Annotated in this window: 15 protein-coding genes; 6 read left to right on the top strand and 9 right to left on the bottom strand. The window is 72.6% G+C overall.

Annotated elements, in window-relative coordinates:
• Positions 1 to 30: 30 nt before the first annotated feature.
• The 3 genes from ACFY15_RS25545 to clpS all read right to left on the bottom strand — a co-directional run bounded on the left by ACFY15_RS25545 (position 31) and on the right by clpS (position 2,722).
• Positions 31 to 1,482: an amino acid permease gene (locus ACFY15_RS25545; protein ID WP_390687490.1), complete on the bottom strand. Its 1,452-nt coding sequence runs from the start codon at positions 1,480 to 1,482 to the stop codon at positions 31 to 33.
• Between the two features lie 326 nt (positions 1,483 to 1,808).
• Positions 1,809 to 2,408: a DUF2017 domain-containing protein gene (locus ACFY15_RS25540; RefSeq protein WP_390826109.1), complete on the bottom strand. Its 600-nt coding sequence runs from the start codon at positions 2,406 to 2,408 to the stop codon at positions 1,809 to 1,811.
• A complete protein-coding gene (gene clpS, locus ACFY15_RS25535; RefSeq protein WP_366452208.1) occupies positions 2,408 to 2,722 on the bottom strand; it encodes an ATP-dependent Clp protease adapter ClpS in 315 nt (104 codons plus the stop codon). Before clpS ends, ACFY15_RS25540 begins: the two co-directional genes overlap by 1 nt.
• Before the next feature lie 98 nt (positions 2,723 to 2,820).
• Between clpS and ACFY15_RS25530 the strand changes: the two genes are divergently transcribed.
• Together ACFY15_RS25530 and ACFY15_RS25525 are read left to right on the top strand one after the other, a co-directional pair.
• Positions 2,821 to 4,149 (top strand): nicotinate phosphoribosyltransferase, encoded by a 1,329-nt coding sequence (locus ACFY15_RS25530; RefSeq protein WP_390687492.1) that lies wholly within the window; start codon positions 2,821 to 2,823, stop codon positions 4,147 to 4,149.
• A 179-nt stretch (positions 4,150 to 4,328) separates the two neighbouring features.
• Complete coding sequence (locus tag ACFY15_RS25525) at positions 4,329 to 4,934, top strand: nicotinamidase (RefSeq protein ID WP_390826108.1); 606 nt, start codon at positions 4,329 to 4,331, stop codon at positions 4,932 to 4,934.
• Positions 4,935 to 5,097: 163 nt separating this feature from the next.
• Here the strand turns inward: ACFY15_RS25525 and ACFY15_RS25520 are convergent, their stop codons facing one another.
• Both ACFY15_RS25520 and ACFY15_RS25515 read right to left on the bottom strand, forming a co-directional pair.
• On the bottom strand, positions 5,098 to 5,400 hold the full coding sequence (locus tag ACFY15_RS25520; RefSeq protein ID WP_042814502.1) for a hypothetical protein: 303 nt from the start codon (positions 5,398 to 5,400) through the stop codon (positions 5,098 to 5,100).
• A 112-nt stretch (positions 5,401 to 5,512) separates the two neighbouring features.
• Positions 5,513 to 7,867, bottom strand: a complete 2,355-nt coding sequence (locus ACFY15_RS25515; protein WP_390687570.1) for an immune inhibitor A domain-containing protein — start codon at positions 7,865 to 7,867, stop codon at positions 5,513 to 5,515.
• Positions 7,868 to 8,345: 478 nt separating this feature from the next.
• Between ACFY15_RS25515 and ACFY15_RS25510 the strand changes: the two genes are divergently transcribed.
• Positions 8,346 to 8,651, top strand: coding sequence for a hypothetical protein (locus ACFY15_RS25510; RefSeq protein WP_390687494.1), 306 nt, complete (start codon positions 8,346 to 8,348; stop codon positions 8,649 to 8,651).
• A gap of 86 nt (positions 8,652 to 8,737) precedes the next feature.
• Here ACFY15_RS25510 and ACFY15_RS25505 read toward each other — a convergent pair whose 3' ends face one another.
• Complete coding sequence (locus ACFY15_RS25505) at positions 8,738 to 9,475, bottom strand: RDD family protein (protein WP_390687495.1); 738 nt, start codon at positions 9,473 to 9,475, stop codon at positions 8,738 to 8,740.
• Positions 9,476 to 9,551: 76 nt separating this feature from the next.
• A complete protein-coding gene (locus ACFY15_RS25500) occupies positions 9,552 to 11,255 on the bottom strand; it encodes an RDD family protein (RefSeq protein WP_390826107.1) in 1,704 nt (567 codons plus the stop codon).
• 311 nt (positions 11,256 to 11,566) lie between these two features.
• Between ACFY15_RS25500 and ACFY15_RS25495 the strand changes: the two genes are divergently transcribed.
• Positions 11,567 to 12,049, top strand: a complete 483-nt coding sequence (locus ACFY15_RS25495) for an SsgA family sporulation/cell division regulator (protein ID WP_390687497.1) — start codon at positions 11,567 to 11,569, stop codon at positions 12,047 to 12,049.
• A gap of 47 nt (positions 12,050 to 12,096) precedes the next feature.
• Here ACFY15_RS25495 and ACFY15_RS25490 read toward each other — a convergent pair whose 3' ends face one another.
• Positions 12,097 to 13,488, bottom strand: a complete 1,392-nt coding sequence (locus ACFY15_RS25490; RefSeq protein ID WP_390687498.1) for an FAD-binding oxidoreductase — start codon at positions 13,486 to 13,488, stop codon at positions 12,097 to 12,099.
• A gap of 126 nt (positions 13,489 to 13,614) precedes the next feature.
• On the opposite strand from ACFY15_RS25490, the gene ACFY15_RS25485 reads away from it, so the two are divergent.
• Positions 13,615 to 15,153, top strand: a complete 1,539-nt coding sequence (locus ACFY15_RS25485; protein ID WP_390687499.1) for a tetratricopeptide repeat protein — start codon at positions 13,615 to 13,617, stop codon at positions 15,151 to 15,153.
• Positions 15,154 to 15,298: 145 nt separating this feature from the next.
• Here ACFY15_RS25485 and hppD read toward each other — a convergent pair whose 3' ends face one another.
• Positions 15,299 to 16,444 (bottom strand): 4-hydroxyphenylpyruvate dioxygenase, encoded by a 1,146-nt coding sequence (gene hppD / locus ACFY15_RS25480; protein WP_390687500.1) that lies wholly within the window; start codon positions 16,442 to 16,444, stop codon positions 15,299 to 15,301.
• Positions 16,445 to 16,573: 129 nt separating this feature from the next.
• Between hppD and ACFY15_RS25475 the strand changes: the two genes are divergently transcribed.
• Entirely contained in the window at positions 16,574 to 17,044 is a 471-nt protein-coding gene (locus ACFY15_RS25475) for an Lrp/AsnC family transcriptional regulator (RefSeq protein WP_390687501.1), read from the top strand.
• Positions 17,045 to 17,101: the final 57 nt, after the last annotated feature.

The following is a 17,101-nucleotide window of genomic DNA, read 5'->3' as shown; positions in this document are numbered from 1 at the left end:
GGCGGCCGGGACCCGCGGTCGCGGCTTCCGCTACGCGGAGGTCGAGGCCTTCTCGAACGCGGCTCCGCTGGGGTTGCGGGCCTTGAGGACGAGGTAGGACACGCCGAGGATCAGACCCCACAGCGGGGCGCAGTACAGCGAGACGCGGGAGTCCTTGTCGAGGCCCATCATCACGATGACCATGCCGATGAAGGCCAGCGAGAAGTAGCTGGTGTACGGCGCGCCGGGGGTGCGGAAGGTCGACTGGGGCAGCTCGCCGCGGTCGGCCTTCGCGCGGTAGCGGATCTGGCAGAGGAGGATGACGATCCAGGCCCACATGCCGGAGATGGTGGCGAAGGAGACGACGTAGTCGAAGGCCTTGCCGGGGGCGACGTAGTTGATCCAGACGCCGACGAGCATGAGGGCGGCGGAGAAGGTGGTGCCGACGAGCGGGGTGCCGCTCTTGGTGAGCTTGGTGAAGAACTTCGGGCCCTGGCCGTTGAGCGCGAGGTCGCGCAGCATGCGGCCGGTGGAGTACATGCCCGAGTTGCAGGAGGACAGGGCGGCGGTCAGGACGACGAAGTTGACGATCGCCGCGCCGACGCCCAGGCCCATCTTCTCGAAGGCGAGGACGAAGGGGCTCTCGCCGGCCTTGAAGTTGGACCACGGGATGACCGACATGATCATGATGAGCGCGCCGACGTAGAAGACGGCGATGCGCCACGGCACGGTGTTGATGGCCTTGGGCAGGGTCTTCGCCGGGTCCTTGGACTCGCCGGCGGTGACGCCGACCAGCTCGACCGCGAGGAAGGCGAACACGACGATCTGCAGGGTCATCAGCGTCTCGCCGATGCCGTGGGGGAAGAAGCCGCGGTCGTTCCACAGGTTGGAGACGGAGGCGCCGGCGGCGGCGTCGGAGAAGCCGACGGTGAGGATGCCGGCGCAGATCAGGATCATGCCGACGATGGCGGTGACCTTGACCATGGAGAACCAGAACTCCAGCTCGCCGAAGAGCTTCACGGAGATCAGGTTGGCGGCGTAGAGGATGACCGTGAAGATCAGCGCGTAGGCCCACTGCGGGAAGCTGTCGTGCGTCCAGTACGACATGTACTTCGCGGCGGCGGTCACCTCGGTGATGCCGGTGACGACCCAGAACAGCCAGTACGTCCAGCCGGTCGCGTAGCCCCAGAACGGGCCGAGGAACTCGCGGGCGTAGTCGGAGAAGGAGCCCGACACGGGGCGGTACATGAGCAGCTCGCCCAGAGCCCGCATGATGAAGAAGATGACCAGGCCGACGATCGCGTAGGCCAGGATCAGGCTCGGGCCGGCCTTCGAGATCGCCTTGCCCGCGCCCAGGAACAGGCCGGTGCCGATGGCCCCGCCGATCGCGATCATCTGGATCTGGCGGGCGCCGAGCGCGCGGTGGTAACCCTCGCCGTCGCCCTCGCCCTGCGCGCCCTCGCCGGGCGTCCTGTCGTGCTGCTCGACCTGCACAGAGGTCATGTTTGGTGCGCCTTTCTCCACGCCGACCCGCGCCTCGAACGGCTGCGGATCGGGTCCTCGATCCCCCCGGATACGGATGGAGTTGCACCCGGCGGTCAGCCGGTTCAAGCGGGCCGGGGGACATGGGTGGCGTCCCGTCGGCGGTCGTGAAGATTTATCACGCGCTTAGGGGAGGAGGAAGGGGCGAAATGCGACGCAGAGAGGCTTTAAATCCGGACATACGGCATGAAATAGATCAGATCACCGCATGGCGGTGATCTGATCGTTATCCGGATTTGAGCGTCCGCTGAGCGAACGGTGTGCGCAGCCGGGGCCCCCCGGGGCCCTCAGAGGGTCTCGACGAGGGTCTCCTGGAGGCCGCCCAGCCAGAGGTACGCCATCACCATCGGCTTGCGCGGATCGTCGTCCGGGAGCCGGTACAGCTCCCCGCTCTGCTCGTCGTCGGCGATCTCCAGCCGGGCCGCGATGGTCAGCCGCAGGTCGTTGAGGGCGCCGAGCCAGCGCAGCGGCAGCTCCCCGCCCAGCTCCAGCACCGCCGCCCCGTCGCCGCCCGGGGCGAGCGCGTCGAGGCTGCGCACGACGGCCAGCGCGTCCTCCCGCTTGCGGGTGCGCAGGTCGTTCTCGGTGAAGCGGCGGAACTCCGCCGAACGGGCGCGCAGCTCCTCCGGATCCTCACCGGGGCCCGCGCCGGGGCCCCCGTAGGCGTCGGGGAACAGGCGGGCCAGCGCAGGGTCGGACGGGGGCTCGGTGGGTCCCTCGGCGGCGAACAGCACGGCCAGCGGGTCGGCGTCCTCGGCGGGCTCCGGCTCGCCGGGGCCGATCAGCTCCAGCAGCTGCACCGCGAGGGAGCGCAGGATGGAGATCTCCATCTCGTCCAGCGCGACGGCGGCCCCGCCGCCCTCCAGCGGCTCGAACACGCCGCCCATCAGGTGCGGTCCTGCGAGAGGGTCGCCCAGAGCCCGTAGCCGTGCATCGCCTGCACGTCGCGCTCCATCTCCTCGCGGGTGCCGCTGGAGACGACCGCCCGTCCCTTGTTGTGGACGTCGAGCATCAGCCTGGTCGCCTTGTCCTTGGGGTAGCCGAAGTACGCCTGGAACACGTACGTCACATAGCTCATGAGGTTGACCGGGTCGTTGTGGACCAGGGTCACCCAGGGGACGTCCGGTTCCGGGACCGCGAAGGTCTCCTCTGCCGACTCGGTCCGTTCGATCTCAATGGGAGCAACACTCACTTGTCCCATGCTGCCACTGTGACGGGCCCGTCGCACAAACGGGCCCCCGCGCCGCCCCCGCCCGCACATCTCGTCACTTTGACGAAATGTGCGCTAGCATCCGTGTCATGAACCCTGCGGACCTGGGCCTGCCGGTGGACGTGCCGTCGACAGCGCTCTTCACCGACCACTACGAGCTCACGATGCTGCAGGCCGCCCTGGCCAACGGCACGGCCGACCGACGCTCCGTCTTCGAGGTCTTCACCCGGCGACTGCCCGAGGGGCGCCGCTACGGCGTGCTGGCGGGGACCGGACGCGTTTTGGACGCCGTGGAGAACTTCCGATTCGACGGAGCGGTGCTGGAGTTCCTGCGCGAGCGGGCCGTCGTCGACATGCGGACCCTGGACTGGCTGGCCTCGTACCGCTTCTCGGGTGACATCTGGGGCTACCCGGAGGGGGAGGTCTACTTCCCCGGGTCCCCGGTGCTGCGCGTCGAGGGCAGCTTCGCCGAGTGCGTGCTGCTGGAGACGGTCATCCTGTCGATCCTCAACCACGACTCGGCGATCGCGGCCGCCGCCTCCCGGATGGCCTCGGCGGCCGGCGACCGGCCGCTGATCGAAATGGGCGCGCGCCGGACGCACGAGCTGGCGGCGGTCGCGGCCTCGCGGGCCGCGTACGTCGGCGGCTTCACCTCGACCTCCGACCTGGCGGCCGGGTTCCGCTACGGGATCCCGACGGTCGGCACCAGCGCGCACGCCTTCACCCTGCTGCACGACAGCGAGCGGGACGCGTTCACCGCGCAGGTGGCCTCGCTGGGCTCCGGGACCACCCTGCTGGTGGACACGTACGACGTCGCGGAGGCCGTCCGCACGGCCGTGGAGATCGCCGGGACCGGTCTGGGCGCGGTCCGGATCGACTCCGGCGACCTGCTGCTGGTCGCGCACCGCGTGCGGCAGCAGCTCGACGAGCTGGGGGCGACGGACACGCGGATCGTGGTCACCTCCGACCTGGACGAGTACGCCATCGCCTCGCTGGCGGCGGCGCCGGTGGACGCGTACGGCGTGGGCACGCAGCTGGTGACGGGCAGCGGGCACCCGACGTGCTCCATGGTCTACAAGCTGGTCGCTCGGGCGGAGTCGGCGGACCCGAAGGCCCCGCTGGTGCCGGTCGCGAAGAAGTCCTCGGGCGGGAAGACGTCGATCGGCGGCCGCAAGTGGGCGGCGCGGCGGGTGGACGCCGACGGGGTGGCGGAGGCGGAGGTGGTCGGGACCGGACCGGTCCCGTCGGCCCTGGCCGACCGGCAGCTGCTGGTCCAGCTGGTCAAGGGGGGCGAGGTGGTGGCCCGCGAGCCCCTGGACACGGTGCGCGCCCGGCACCGGCGGGCCCGTGCCGGCCTTCCCCTCTCGGCGACGCAGCTGTCCCGGGGCGAGCCGGTGATCCCGACGGAGTACGCGTAACCACCGCCCGGCCGTCCGGGCCGCCGTCCGCGGTTGGGGCCGGGGGTCCCGCCGCGGACGGCCGGGGCGACGGGTGCGCGGCCCCCGTTTCGGGAAGGGGCGGGGTGGGGGAAGAGCCCCCGCAGGGCCCGACGCGCCGCACCGTACGACCATCCACACCAAGCCGAAGGGCACGCGACATGCACCGCGCACTGATCGTCGTCGACGTACAGAACGACTTCTGCGAAGGCGGCAGCCTCGCGGTCACCGGCGGCGCCGACGTCGCCGCCGCGATCACTGAGCTGATCGGGAACGCCACCGCCGGCTACCGGCACGTCGTGGCGACGCGCGACCACCACATCGACCCCGGGTCGCACTTCGCCCGTCCCCCGGCGGAGCCGGACTACGAGAACTCCTGGCCCGTGCACTGCGTCGCCGGGACCGAGGGCGTCGGGTTCCACCCGAACTTCGCGCCCGCCGTCGCCTCGGGGGCCGTCGCCGCCGTCTTCGACAAGGGTGCGTACGAGGCCGCGTACAGCGGGTTCGAGGGCACCGACGAGAACGGCGAGGGGCTCGCCCGGTGGCTGCGCGAGCGGGACGTGGACGAGGTGGACGTCGTCGGCATCGCCACCGACCACTGCGTCCGTGCCACCGCCCTCGACGCGGCCCGCGAGGGGTTCACCACCCGCGTCCTGCTGGACCTGACGGCCGCCGTGGCCCCTCACACCACCGAGAAGGCCCTGGAGGAGCTCCGGGCGGCCGGAGTGACCCTCGTCGGCACCGCGCCGGCCCACGCCCACGGCTGACACCCGGCGCACCCGCCAGAAGCCCCGGCCTGCGCCCGCCGCCGGGCCGGGAACGCCCCGGGACGCCCCTGGGACGCCCCCGGCGTGAGCTCCGGGCGCGCCAGCCCCCAGGGCGCCGCGGGGCCCCTCCGGAGCCGTCAGGGCCGCCGCGCCCCGGTCCGCCCTAGTTCCCCAGCAGGGCCCGGATCGGGTGCCACAGCTCCGCGGTGCCGTCCGGGGCGCCCCGCCACAGCAGGCCGTCGGGGTGGTGGAGGACGGCCGTGATCTCGTCCGGGGTCGGCGGCTGGGCGTTGCCGCGCAGGTACACCGCCCGCATGCCGAGGTTCCGCAGCCTGGTCAGGGCGCGGGCCCGGTTCGCGGCGTGCACCAGCACGCGGACGTTCCCGCCCTCGCCGGACGGCCTCGGCAGCGTCAGCGCGACCACGACGCTGCCGCCCGGCAGTCTGACGAAACCTCCACCTGGCATGATCCCCAGCTCCCCCGCCAACAAGAACAGTCGTCCGTGCATCTAAACGCGATCGGCCGCCGCCCGCTAGAGGGCGACGGCCGATCATGCTTTGACCTGTGGCTTTACCGGACTACTTGCCGGAGGGGCCGACCTCGATCGTCATCTGGAGACCGTCGTAGGTCTCCTTCGCGATCTTGATCTTGGTGTTGGTGTCAGCGACCTTCACCGAACCGGTCGGGTTCTCGTCGTAGTAGTACTTGCCCTTGTGGTCGTCGAAGACCAGGTTGGCCGGCTTCGGCTTGACGAAGAGCGACTCGCCGTTCTTGTGCAGGGTGAACGCGTCCGTCGAGTAGGCGCTGAACGGGGCGTCGTACGGCTGGATCTTGTTGCGCAGCAGGGTGCCGTCGGCCCACTTCATCGGCTTGGCGTTGGCGTCGATCGGGAGGATCAGACCCGAGCCGGGGTGCTGGCTCGTGTTGTTGTCCTTCTGCGACTTGTCCCACAGCCAGATCAGCAGACCGTCCTGGTACGGGTAGTGCTCGACCCAGTTCGGCTTCGAGTTGGCCCAGCCGAAGTTGTACGGGCCCACCTTGAGGGTGTGGTCGTACGAGACGTAGCGGCGGTTCTCGGCGATGTAGTACTGCGGGTACTCCTTGGTGAAGCTCCCGCCGACCCGCTCGAAGCCCTTGCCGGTCCAGCCGTTGTCGCCGTTCTCGGCACCGTCGGTGAAGACGGCCGCGCCGTCGGCGGTCAGGGTGACGGCGTCGGCCGTGAAGCCCTTGCCGCCCGCGCCGCCGTCCGTCTGGTAGCGGAAGCGGAGGTCGATCTTCTTGCCCGCGTAGGCGTCGAGCGGGAAGTTCAGGGACTTCCAGGCGCCGGAGACGCCGGTCAGCGAGGGGCTGCCGGAGGCGTCGGCCGGGATGGCCGCGCCGTCGGCGGTGCCGGCCAGCGCGTGCCAGGTGGCGCCGCCGTCCGTGGACACCTCGGTGTAGAGGAAGTCGTAGTCCTGCTCGATGTCCCACCAGCCCTTGAGGGACAGGGCGGCGGACTTCTTGCCCGTCAGGTCGACGGAGCGGGTGAGGGTGTTCTTGAGGTCGTCACCCATCTGGCTCCACCACTGCGAGGAACCCTCGGCGGGAGCGACGATGTCGGTCTTGACCTGCTTCTTCGGCAGCTCGACGACCAGCGCCTGCTTGTCCTTGGTGTTGTACTCCGACACACCCAGCTTGTGCGTGGACTTCGTCGCGGCCTTGGCCGTGTCGTAGTTCAGCCAGCCCAGCTGGAGCTTGTCCCAGGCGGTCATGTCGCCCGGGAGGTCGCCTATGGAGTCCTTGCCCTCGCCGAGCCAGGAGCCCGCCGACATCAGGGACCAGAAGCCGACCGAGTTCTCGCCGCCGCCGGAGGTGTCGTAGAGGTCCGGCAGGCCGAGGTCGTGGCCGTACTCGTGCGCGAAGACGCCGAGGCCGCCGTTCTCCGGCTGCATCGTGTAGTCGCCGACCCACATGCCGGTGTCGCCGATCTGGGTGCCGCCGGCCTTGTTGTTGGCCGGGCCGGTCTTGCCGACGTCCGTGCCGTACGCGTACCAGCGGTGCGCCCACAGCGCGTTCGTGCCCTGCACGCCGCCGCCGGCCGACTCGTCCTCGCCCGCGTGGACGATCTGGAAGTGGTCGATGTAGCCGTCGGGCTCGTTGAAGTTGCCGTCGCCGTCGTAGTCGTTGCGGTCCCACTGGTCGTACTGCGCCAGCGTGGCCTTGATGTCGGCGTCGGACTTGCCGGCCTTCTTCTGGGCCTCCACCCACGCGTTCACACCGTCGCGGACGGCGTCCCACACGGTCGGGCAGTTGGTCTGGCCGCAGTAGTTCGAGCCGTAACGGGCCTCGTTCCACGGGATCTTGACCCAGTCGGAGACCTGGCCGTCGACCGAGTAGCGGCCCGAGGAGGTCTTCTCGTAGTAGGTCTTCAGCGAGTTCTTGCCCTGGCCGGTACCGAAGTACAGGTCCTGGAAGTAGTCGCGGCTGAAGTCCTTGCGCCAGGCGGTGCTGTTGTTGCTCGCGCGGTCGGGCTGCGCGATCTGGTTGTGCAGCGGGCCGGGCGTGCCCCCGTACTTGGGCTGCGGCGGCTTCGGGCCGTTCGGGCCGTCCGGGTCGAACATGGTCGTGTTGTCGACCTGGTCGCCGAAGTCCACGAGGATGGTGAAGATCTTGTCGGTCTTCTCGCGGCCGAGCTCGACGTACTTCTTGTCGTCGAGCTTGACGACCTTGGAGGCACCGCGCTGCTCGACCTGCTTCTTGCCCGCCAGCACCTGGTCAAGGGCAGCCTCGCGCTCCTGCGCCTGCTGCTTGCTGAACGGGGTCTCCAGGTCGTGCTTGACCTTCTCCTGCGCAGGAGCGGTCGGGTCCTGCTTGCCCGAGGCGGGTACGCCGCCCCAACTGGTGTCCGCCTGGGCCGTGGCGAAGAAGGCGCCCGAAGCGGCCGTTGCCGCCATGGTCACGCCGACTACGGCGGCGCGCATCGCGCGACGCCTTGCGGAATTGCCGGTCACTTGATGTCGTTCCCCTCCCGCGGCCGCGACGAAGGGTCGGAACGTCTCCATAGGAGCGGGGGGTTCCGCGCGGCGCGCGTCTCAAGTGACGACATTTGACCGGAGAGTCTAAAGAAAAGACAGACCTTGACTTCTTCCTTACAACTGCACTATGCGGTCAGCGAGTTCCGCTATTCGGACGTTTGGCGCCATCGGGGTCTTCCGGGGCGAAGGGGCCTCCCGCCGCCGTCCGACGGCCGGTTGCGACCCGGTTTGTGACCCCGTGCGCCCCCCTGTGCCTCTGACACCGTGGGTAAGGTCACGCTTACCCGTGCCCCTCCTCGGGCATCCCGTCCTATGGGTCGACTGACGCGCGCGACCGTCGGGCCGACTCCGAGCCGACGCACCCCCGCACCTGCCGCCTCCGAGGACGGAACACGTCATGCCGCGTCCGACTGCCGCACAGCTCGCCTACGGCTCCGCCACCGTCATCGTGTCGACGATCGCCATGCTGCTGCTCTCGCAGACGAGCACGGGGATCGGGGTCGCGGTCATCTCCGCCGCCGCGCTCGCCCTCGGGCTGCTGGTCGCCCTCACCGTGCCGCTCCCGCGCCGCCGCGGCCGGCACGCCGCCGCGCGCCGCGGCCGGCAGACCGCGCCCGTGGCCGCGGCGCCGGGCGGGGACCCCGCCGCCGCCCGGGTGCCGGAACCCCGGACGGCCCCCGTGGAGCACCCCGTTCACCACTGAGCCGCCTGCGCCGACGCGTACGGCGCGCGCGGGCGGCCGGCTCCTGGGAGCCGGCCGCCCGCGCGCGCGTGTGTCCTGAGCCCTCCTCAGGGCACCGAGACCACCACGGTTTTGGCGGCCTTGTCGTGCAGGCCCTGCTGGTAGGGCTTGTCGACCAGGATCGAGATGCCCACGATGACCCACCACAGGCCGCAGCACAGGAAGAACGGCACCCACAGGGTGGCCGCCCGGGCGGCCGACGCACCGGAGGGGGGCACGCTGCCGTTGTCGAGCATGGCCACCCGCAGGCGCATCGCCTTCTTGCCGAGGGTCTGGCCGCCGTTGTGGGTGAAGAACCAGTCGTAGCCGATGAAGGCGGCGATGTAGAGCAGCCACCACAGCAGGAAGGCGCCGCCGAGCCAGCGGGAGGCGTTGTCGGTCAGCTCCCCGCTCGGGTCGGTGTCGGTGGGGAGGGCGAAGCCCACCGCGAAGAGGATCAGCCAGAGGGGGATGAGCACGACCAGCACGTCGATGATGCGGGCGACGAGCCGCTTGCCCATGTCCGCCAGCGGGGGCATGCCGGCGAGCGGGTCGGGTACGCCGTAGCCGCCGTACGGGGGCGGCGGCGGGGGCGGGTAGCCGCCGCCGGGCGGCCCTCCGGGCGGGGGCGGGGAGCCGCCGCCGGGCGGCCCTCCGGGCGGAGGAGGGGAGCCGTACGGCGAACCGCTCGGCGGGGGTGGGGAGCCGTACGGCGAACCGCTGGACGGGGGCGTCGGTTCCTGGGGCTTCTTGAGGAACGGGTCGTCCTCGGGCGGCTCGCCCGGCGGCGGCTGGTCGGTGCTCATGGCCCGAGTCGAACCCGGCCCCGCCTCACCCGCAACGCGGCGGTGTCCGTCCGGGCGACGGACCCGCGCCCGGCCGTCAGCGGGCCACGTACGTCCCGGCGGCCTTGTCGTGCCAGGCCTGCCGGCGCGGGCGGTCGACCAGGCACCAGAGGCCGCCCGGCAGGCCGAGGACCGCGTAGAGAAGCCAGCGGAGCAGGGCCGCGCCGAAGCCGGGCGGGCGCAGGCCCGCGGTGGTGAGCACCCGCACCCCGCACAGCTTCTTGCCGGGGGTGCGGCCCCAGCGGGCGGTGGGCAGGGCTTCGTAGAACACCCCGAAGAGCAGGACGGCGGCCAGGACGAGGCCCAGCCGGCCGGCGGTGGTGGCGTCGAGCAGCCAGACGGTGGTGGTGTGCCCGCCGGCCCGGGCGGCGTCGACCTTGGCCTGGAGATGGGCCGTCACCCCCGGTACGAGGGGCAGCGCGGCGGCGACGGCCACCCCGGCGAGGACGAGCGAGTCCAGGCCCCTGGCCAGCCCCCTCCGCACCAGCCCGGCGGGCCGTACGGCCCGCTCCGCCATGCGTTCGAAGAGGGCCCGGGCGTCCTCCCGCTCGGGCGTCGCGGCGGGGGCGGACGAGGGGGCGTGCGCGGTGGCGGGGGCGTGCGCGGCGGGCCCCGCGGGGGCGGTGCCCTTGGCGGCACGGGTACCGGGGGCGGAACGGGCCGGGTCCTGGACCCCGGTCCGCGCGCCGGAGCCGGCGGCCGCCGCCCGGCCGGCCTCCCCCGCCCGGCCTGAGGCCGGGGCCGGAACCCGGGCGGGGCCGGCGGGGGCCCCCGAGGGCTCGGGCCACCGCCCCGAAGCCGGGGCCGGAGCCGGGGCCGGGGCCGGGGCCGGGGCATCGGGCCAGGCCGGCGCGGTGGCGGCCTCCGGGCCGGGGCGGTTGCCCGGGCGGGACTCCGCCCGGGCGGACTCGCCCGCCGGGGCCGGGGCCTGCGCCGGGCCGGGGGCCGGAGCGGCGGACCACGCCCGGGCGGACCGTCCGGCCGGAGCCGGGGCACCCGCCGGAGCCGGAGCCCCGGGCCACTCCCGGGCGGCGTCCTCAGCCGGAGCCGCAGCGGGAGCCGGAGCCGCAGCGGGGGCGGGAGCGGCCGGAGCGGCGGACCACGCCCGCGCTGCCCCGTCGGGACCGCCCGGGCCGGCGGGGGCAGGCGGAGCGGCGACGTCCGCCGGAGGTGCGGGCCGTTCCGGGGAGCGGGGCGGGGCGGCGGCCCGGGCCGTGACCTCGGGCCAGCTGGACGTGAGGCCCGAGACGCCCGTGCCCGGGGCCTCCGGCCAGGCGGACGGGCGGGCGGGGAGGATGCCCACGCTCTCGGCGGCGGCCTGCGCGGGCAGCCGCCGTCCGGCCTGTGCGGCGGCCGCCGGACGGGCCAGGGAGATCCCGCCGGGCCGGGCGTCCCCGGGCTCCCCGACCTCCGGGCCGCCCCAGGAGACCCGGACGTCGCGGGGCCCGCCGAACCCTGCCTGGTGCGCGGGATCCGCCTGCCAGGCCGGCGCCGGCACGTGGTCCCGTACCGCTGGCCGGGGGGCGGGACCGGGGGCGGGGTCCGCCAGCGCCTCGGTCGCGGAGGTCTCGTCGAGGAACACCGGGCCCGTCTCCTCCGCCGGGGCGGGGGCCGGGGCGGGACGGCTGGTACCCGGGACCCAGGCGGCGCCGTTCCAGTACCGGACGTATCCGGGGATGGACGGATCGGGGTAGTAGCCCTCGCGGGCCGCGTGCTCGCCGTCACCAGGGGAGGCCGTCAATGTCCCCAACTCCGATCGTGGCTCAAGGCTTGTGCAGGGGAGGACCCAAGGGGAGGACCATAGCCAAGAACCCCCTCCCGCCAGGTCCGGTAACGGCAGATTCCAAGCCTTTGAGCGAACCTCACCCCGACCCCGGCCCGGTCACGGCCCCATCTCCGTCCCGAACGGCCAATTTCGGCCAACCAAAAAATTTCGGCCAATCTTCGAACCGGTGCGGGAAGTCGCGTCATACCCGGGCACATCGGCGCTCTCCCCGGGCGTGGGGCCGTCCGCGCCCCGCGCCCGCAACCGACGCACCGAAGTGAGGCCCCGTGCACCACCACCCCGTCATCGAGCGCGAGCTGGAGCTCAAGCTCGTCCTGTCCCCCGAACGCGGCATCCGCGTCCCCGCGAAGCTGCTCTACCTGACCGACGACCCCTACGCCGTGCACATCACCTTCCACATCGGCACCAGCGCCCCGGTCAACTGGACCTTCGCCCGCGAGCTGCTCGTCGAGGGGGTGTTCCGTCCCTGCGGCCACGGGGACGTCCGGATCTGGCCCACGAAGGTCGACGGGGAGTCCGTGCTGTGCATGGCGCTCAGCTCCCCCGACGGCGACGCCCTCCTGGAGGCCCCGGCCGGCGCGGTGTCGGCCTGGCTGGAGCGCACCCTGCGCGTGGTGCCGCCCGGGACCGAGGCGGAGCAGCTGCGCCTGGACGAGGCGCTGGCCGAGCTGCTCACCCCGACCCCGGCGGACGAGCTCTGGCTGCGCGACCCGTGGCCCTCGGACGAGACCGCGGACGGCGACCTGTGATGCGCACCCCGACGGACACGGAGGTCCCGGCCCGTACGGGCGGCCCGTCAGAAGAGCTTGCCGGGGTTCATCAGCCCGAGCGGGTCGAAGGCCCGCTTGACGGCGCGCTGCATCTCCAGCCCGACCGGCCCGAGTTCGCGGGCCAGCCATTCCTTCTTCAGCACCCCGACGCCGTGCTCCCCGGTGATGGTCCCGCCCAGGGCCAGCCCGAGGGCCATGATCTCGTCGAACGACTTCCGGGCCCGCCGCGTCTCGTCCTCGTCCGCGGAGTCGAAGCAGACGACCGGGTGGGTGTTGCCGTCGCCCGCGTGCGCGCAGACGCCGATGAGCAGGTCGTGCGTCCGCGCGATGGCGGCCGTGCCGTCCAGCATCTCGGCGAGCCGCGACCGGGGCACGCAGACGTCGTCGATCATCGTCGCGGGCCGCAGCGCCTCCAGGGCGGTCAGGGACATCCGCCGGGCCTGGAGCAGGAGTTCCGACTCCGCCTCGTCCTCGGCGGGTACGACGGCACTCGCCCCGGCGGCCGTGCACAGTTCGCCGACGGCGGCGAGGTCGGCGGGCGCGTCCGGGGTGTCGAAGGCGGCCAGCAGCAGCGCCTCCGTGCTGTCGGGCAGGCCCATCCTCCCGAGGGCGTTGACGGCGCGGACGGTCGTACGGTCCATCAGCTCCAGCAGCGAGGGGACCAGGCCCGCCTCCATGACGGCGCAGACGGCGGCGCAGGCGGCCGCGACGGACGGGAACTCGGCGGCGAGCGCCAGCTGCCGCGGCGGCGCCGGCCGCAGCGCCAGGACGGCGCCCACGACCACGCCCAGGCTGCCCTCGGAGCCCACGAAGAGCCGGGTCAGGTCATATCCGGCGACCCCCTTGGCGGTGCGCCGCCCGGTGCGCAGCAGCCGCCCGTCGGCCAGGACCACGTCCAGGCCGAGCACGTACTCGGCGGTGACCCCGTACTTGACGCAGCACAGCCCGCCCGAGGCGGTGCCGATGTTGCCGCCGATCGTGCACTGCTCCCAGCTGGAGGGGTCGGGCGGGTAGTACAGGCCCTGTTGGGCGACGGCGCGGGAGAGGACCGCGTTGACCACGCCCGGCTCGACGACGGCGATCCGGTCGACGGCGGAGACCTCCAGGATCCGGTCCATCCTCACGAGGGAGAGGACGATGCAGCCGTCGGAGGCGTTGGCGGCCCCGGACAGGCCCGTACGGGCGCCCTGGGGGACCACGGGGACCCGTAGGGCGGTCGCCGTGCGCATCACGTGCTGCACCTGCGCCACGGTCCGCGGCAGGACGACGGCGGCCGGGGTGCCGGCGGGGCAGAAACCGGCCGTGTCGGCGGCGTACGAGGCGGTCACCTGGGGGTCGGTGAGGACCGCTTCGGGCGGGAGGCCCTCGCGCAGCCGCGCGAGGAGGCCGGGGTGCGGAGTGGCGAGGTCGTCGTCCATGGGGCCAGAGTGGCAGAAGCCGGTGGGGCACCTCCCAGCGGTAGCTGGGGGACCATCGGTGTGAACACGGCTGCGGTGGGCTTCGGACACCCGGGCGGGCTCTTCATATTGACGCACAGTGAGCGCATGGACGGTTACGACGAGCATTCCACGCAGCCCGCGCCGCCCGTGACGTTCACCGGCCGCAAGACGGTGGTGGCGGCCGCGGTGACGGTGGTCCTGATCGCCGCGACCCTGCTGATCCGCCCCGCCCGCACGGGCGACGACGCGCGTCCGCCGGGGCCGAGCGAGCGGGCCGCGTCGGCGGTGGGCATGGGCGCCCCGGTGGCGGCGGTGGACCTGACGGCGCTGGTGGCGGACCGGGAGAAGTGGCTCGCCGGACATCCGGACGACGACGCTTCGTGGGCGGTGCTCGGTTCGGCTTACCTGGAGCAGGCGCGGCGGACGGCCGATTCCGACTGGTTCCCGAAGGCGGAGCGCGCCCTGAAGCGGTCGCTGGAGGTGCGGCCCGCGGAGAAGGGCAACCTCGACGCGATGACGGGCATGGGCGCGCTGGCGGGTGCCCGGGGGGACTTCGCGACGGCCCGCAAGTGGGGCGAGCTGGTCCGGGCGCAGGCGCCGCAGCGCTGGACGGCGTACCCGGTCCTCGTGGACGCGTACACGGGCCTGGGTGACTACAAGGGCGCGCAGAAGGCGATGGACCGGCTGCTGGAGCTGCGGCCGGGGCTGGCCGGGCACCTGAGGGCCGCCCAGGTCTACCGGGACCGGGGCTGGCGCGAGGACGCGGTGGTGGCGCTGGAGGCGGCGGGGGGTTCGGCGAAGTCCCCGGCGGAGAAGGCGTACGTGCTGTTCCGGCTCGGTGAGCTGGCCTGGGAGCGGGGCGACCCGGCGGAGGCGCTGCGCCAGTACGAGGCCGCGCAGCGCACGGACCCGGCGCAGGCGGAGGCGCTGGGGGGCCGGGCGCGTGCGCTGGCGGCGCTGGGGCGCGGCGGGGAGGCGGTGCGCGACTACCGGCTGGCGCTGGGGCGTACGCCGCTGCCGCGGCTGGCGCTGGAGCTGGGCGAGCTGCTGGACTCGCTGGGGCGGCCGCAGGAGGCGCGGGCGCAGTACGAGGCGGTGTCGGTGCTGGCGGCGCGGAGCACGGCGGACGGGGTCGACCAGGAGGTGGTCCTGGGCCTGTTCGAGGCGGACCACGGCGACCCGGCGGTGGCGGTGCGCCGGCTGTCGGCGGAGTGGGAGCGGCACAAGAGCATGCAGGTGGCCGACGCGCTGGGGTGGGCGCTGCACCGCAGCGGCGAGGACTCGGCGGCGCTGGAGTACGCGAAGAAGGCGACGGAGCCGGGGCTGCGGAGCGCGGAGTTCGCGTACCACCGGGCGGTGGTGGAGCAGGGCCTCGGGGACGAGGCGGCGGCGCGGCGGCACCTCCAGGAGGTCGAGCGGACGAACCCGCTCTTCTCGCCGGTCCGCGGCCCGCTGGCGAAGGAGGCCCTGGCCTCGATCGGCCAGCCGGCGCCGGGCGGGCCGGAGAACATGCAGCCGCGCACACCGTGGGTGGCGCCGGAGCTGCCGAAGCCCCGGCCGAAGCCGAAGCCCGCGGCGCAGCCCGCGAAACCGGCCCCGGCGAAGCCGCAGCCGAAGCCGAAGCCGAGCCCGTCGGGGACGTGAGCCCCGGGGGGCGAGCCCCGGGCCCAGGGGCCGGACGCTCCGCGCCCGGTGCGCTCGAACGCCGGCGGGGCCGGGGTTTCGCTGCGCGAAATCCGGCCCCCCGGCGTTCGAGGCGCGGGGGCTCCGGGGCGGAGCCCCTGGGGAACTACAGGTTGCCGCGGATGGCCTGCTCGCGCTCGATGGCCTCGAACAGCGCCTTGAAGTTGCCCTTGCCGAAGCCCATGGACCCGTGGCGCTCGATGATCTCGAAGAACACGGTCGGACGGTCCTGGACCGGCTTGGTGAAGATCTGCAGCAGGTACCCGTCCTCGTCCCGGTCCGCGAGGATCTTCAGCTCGCGCAGCTCGTCGATCGGGACGCGCGTGTCGCCGACCCACTCGCCCAGCGTGTCGTAGTACGCGTCCGGCACGGACAGGAACTCGACGCCCGCGGCGCGCATGTTGCGCACGGTGGCGACGATGTCGTTCGAGGCCAGCGCGATGTGCTGCACGCCGGGGCCGTTGTAGAACTCGAGGTACTCGTCGATCTGCGACTTCTTCTTCGCGATCGCCGGCTCGTTGATCGGGAACTTGACCTTCTTGGTGCCGTCCGCGACGACCTTCGACATCAGCGCCGAGTACTCGGTCGCGATGTCGTCGCCCACGAACTCCTTCATGTTCGTGAAGCCCATGACCTTGTTGTAGAACCCGACCCACTCGTTCATGCGGCCGAGCTCGACGTTGCCGACGCAGTGGTCGATCGCCTGGAAGGTGCGCTTGGCCGGCACCGCGACCAGCGGCTCGCGGGCCACGTAGCCCGGCAGGTAGGGGCCGGTGTAGTCGACGCGCTCGACGAGCGTGTGGCGGGTCTGGCCGTACGTGGCGATCGCGGCGAGCACGACGGTGCCGTGCTCGTCCTTGACCTCGTACGGCTCGTCGAGCCCGCGGGCACCCTGCTCGACGGCGTACGCGTAGGCGGCGCGCACGTCCGGGACCTCGATGGCGAGGTCGATGACGCCGTCACCGTGCTCGGCGACGTGCTCCGCGAGGAATCGGCCGTGGTCGGTGGTCGCCTTGATGACCGAGGTCAGGACGAAGCGGGCGGAGCCGTTGGTCAGCACGTAGCTGGCGGTCTCCCGGCTGCCGGTCTCCGGTCCGGAGTAGGCGACGAGCTTCATGCCGAAGGCGGTCGAGTAGTAGTGCGCGGCCTGCTTGGCGTTGCCGACGGCGAAGACGACCGCGTCCATGCCCTTCACCGGGAAGGGGTCTGCCTCACGCGCGGTCTGCGGGGTGGTGTCCAGGGTCTCAGTCATGTGCGCAGCGTCCCGCCGTTCCACAAGCTGCGCAATAGTTTCTGTTTCTGCTGTACAGATTGCCCAGCGGAGCCCGAGGATGACTGAGAGATCTGTGCAGTATGACCAGCCGATCGAGGGAAGGTTTCCATGGCTATCGACGAACTCGACGGACGGTTGATCGTGTTGCTGGCGCGCGAACCGCGCATCGGGGTCCTGGAGGCCTCGCGCCGGCTCGGGGTGGCGCGCGGCACGGTGCAGGCGCGGCTGGACCGGCTCCAGTCGAACGGGGTCATCCGCGGCTTCGGGCCGCAGGTGGACCCGGCGGCCCTGGGCTATCCGGTGACGGCCTTCGCCACGCTGGAGATCAAGCAGGGGCAGGGCGCGGACGTTCGGCACCACCTGGCGGGGGTGCCGGAGGTGCTGGAGCTGCACACGACCACCGGGCACGGGGACATGCTGTGCCGGCTGGTGGCCCGGTCCAACGCCGACCTCCAGCGGGTCATCGACCGGGTGGTCGGCTTCGACGGGATCGTCCGGGCGTCGACGGCGATCGTCATGGAGAACCCGGTGCCCCTGCGGATCATCCCGCTGGTGGAGCAGGCGGCCGGGGACCGCTGACGGCACCCGCAGAAGGACATCCGAAGAAGGGGAAGAGCATCCAAAGAAAGCCTTGCA

Source organism: Streptomyces sp. NPDC001373 (assembly GCF_042895815.1).
Taxonomy (GTDB): Bacteria; Actinomycetota; Actinomycetes; order Streptomycetales; family Streptomycetaceae; genus Streptomyces.
Note: the sequence above shows the minus strand (reverse complement) of the source record. Positions and strands in the feature narration are given on the sequence as shown.

Coding starts and splice junctions, on each gene's coding strand:
- ACFY15_RS25545 (WP_390687490.1), bottom strand. CDS start 1,482: ATGACCTCTGTGCAGGTCGAGCAGCACGACAGGACGCCCGGCGAGGGC.
- ACFY15_RS25540 (WP_390826109.1), bottom strand. CDS start 2,408: ATGGGCGGCGTGTTCGAGCCGCTGGAGGGCGGCGGGGCCGCCGTCGCG.
- clpS (WP_366452208.1), bottom strand. CDS start 2,722: ATGGGACAAGTGAGTGTTGCTCCCATTGAGATCGAACGGACCGAGTCG.
- ACFY15_RS25530 (WP_390687492.1), top strand. CDS start 2,821: ATGAACCCTGCGGACCTGGGCCTGCCGGTGGACGTGCCGTCGACAGCG.
- ACFY15_RS25525 (WP_390826108.1), top strand. CDS start 4,329: ATGCACCGCGCACTGATCGTCGTCGACGTACAGAACGACTTCTGCGAA.
- ACFY15_RS25520 (WP_042814502.1), bottom strand. CDS start 5,400: ATGCCAGGTGGAGGTTTCGTCAGACTGCCGGGCGGCAGCGTCGTGGTC.
- ACFY15_RS25515 (WP_390687570.1), bottom strand. CDS start 7,867: ATGGCGGCAACGGCCGCTTCGGGCGCCTTCTTCGCCACGGCCCAGGCG.
- ACFY15_RS25510 (WP_390687494.1), top strand. CDS start 8,346: ATGCCGCGTCCGACTGCCGCACAGCTCGCCTACGGCTCCGCCACCGTC.
- ACFY15_RS25505 (WP_390687495.1), bottom strand. CDS start 9,475: ATGAGCACCGACCAGCCGCCGCCGGGCGAGCCGCCCGAGGACGACCCG.
- ACFY15_RS25490 (WP_390687498.1), bottom strand. CDS start 13,488: ATGGACGACGACCTCGCCACTCCGCACCCCGGCCTCCTCGCGCGGCTG.
- ACFY15_RS25485 (WP_390687499.1), top strand. CDS start 13,615: ATGGACGGTTACGACGAGCATTCCACGCAGCCCGCGCCGCCCGTGACG.
- hppD (WP_390687500.1), bottom strand. CDS start 16,444: ATGACTGAGACCCTGGACACCACCCCGCAGACCGCGCGTGAGGCAGAC.
- ACFY15_RS25475 (WP_390687501.1), top strand. CDS start 16,574: ATGGCTATCGACGAACTCGACGGACGGTTGATCGTGTTGCTGGCGCGC.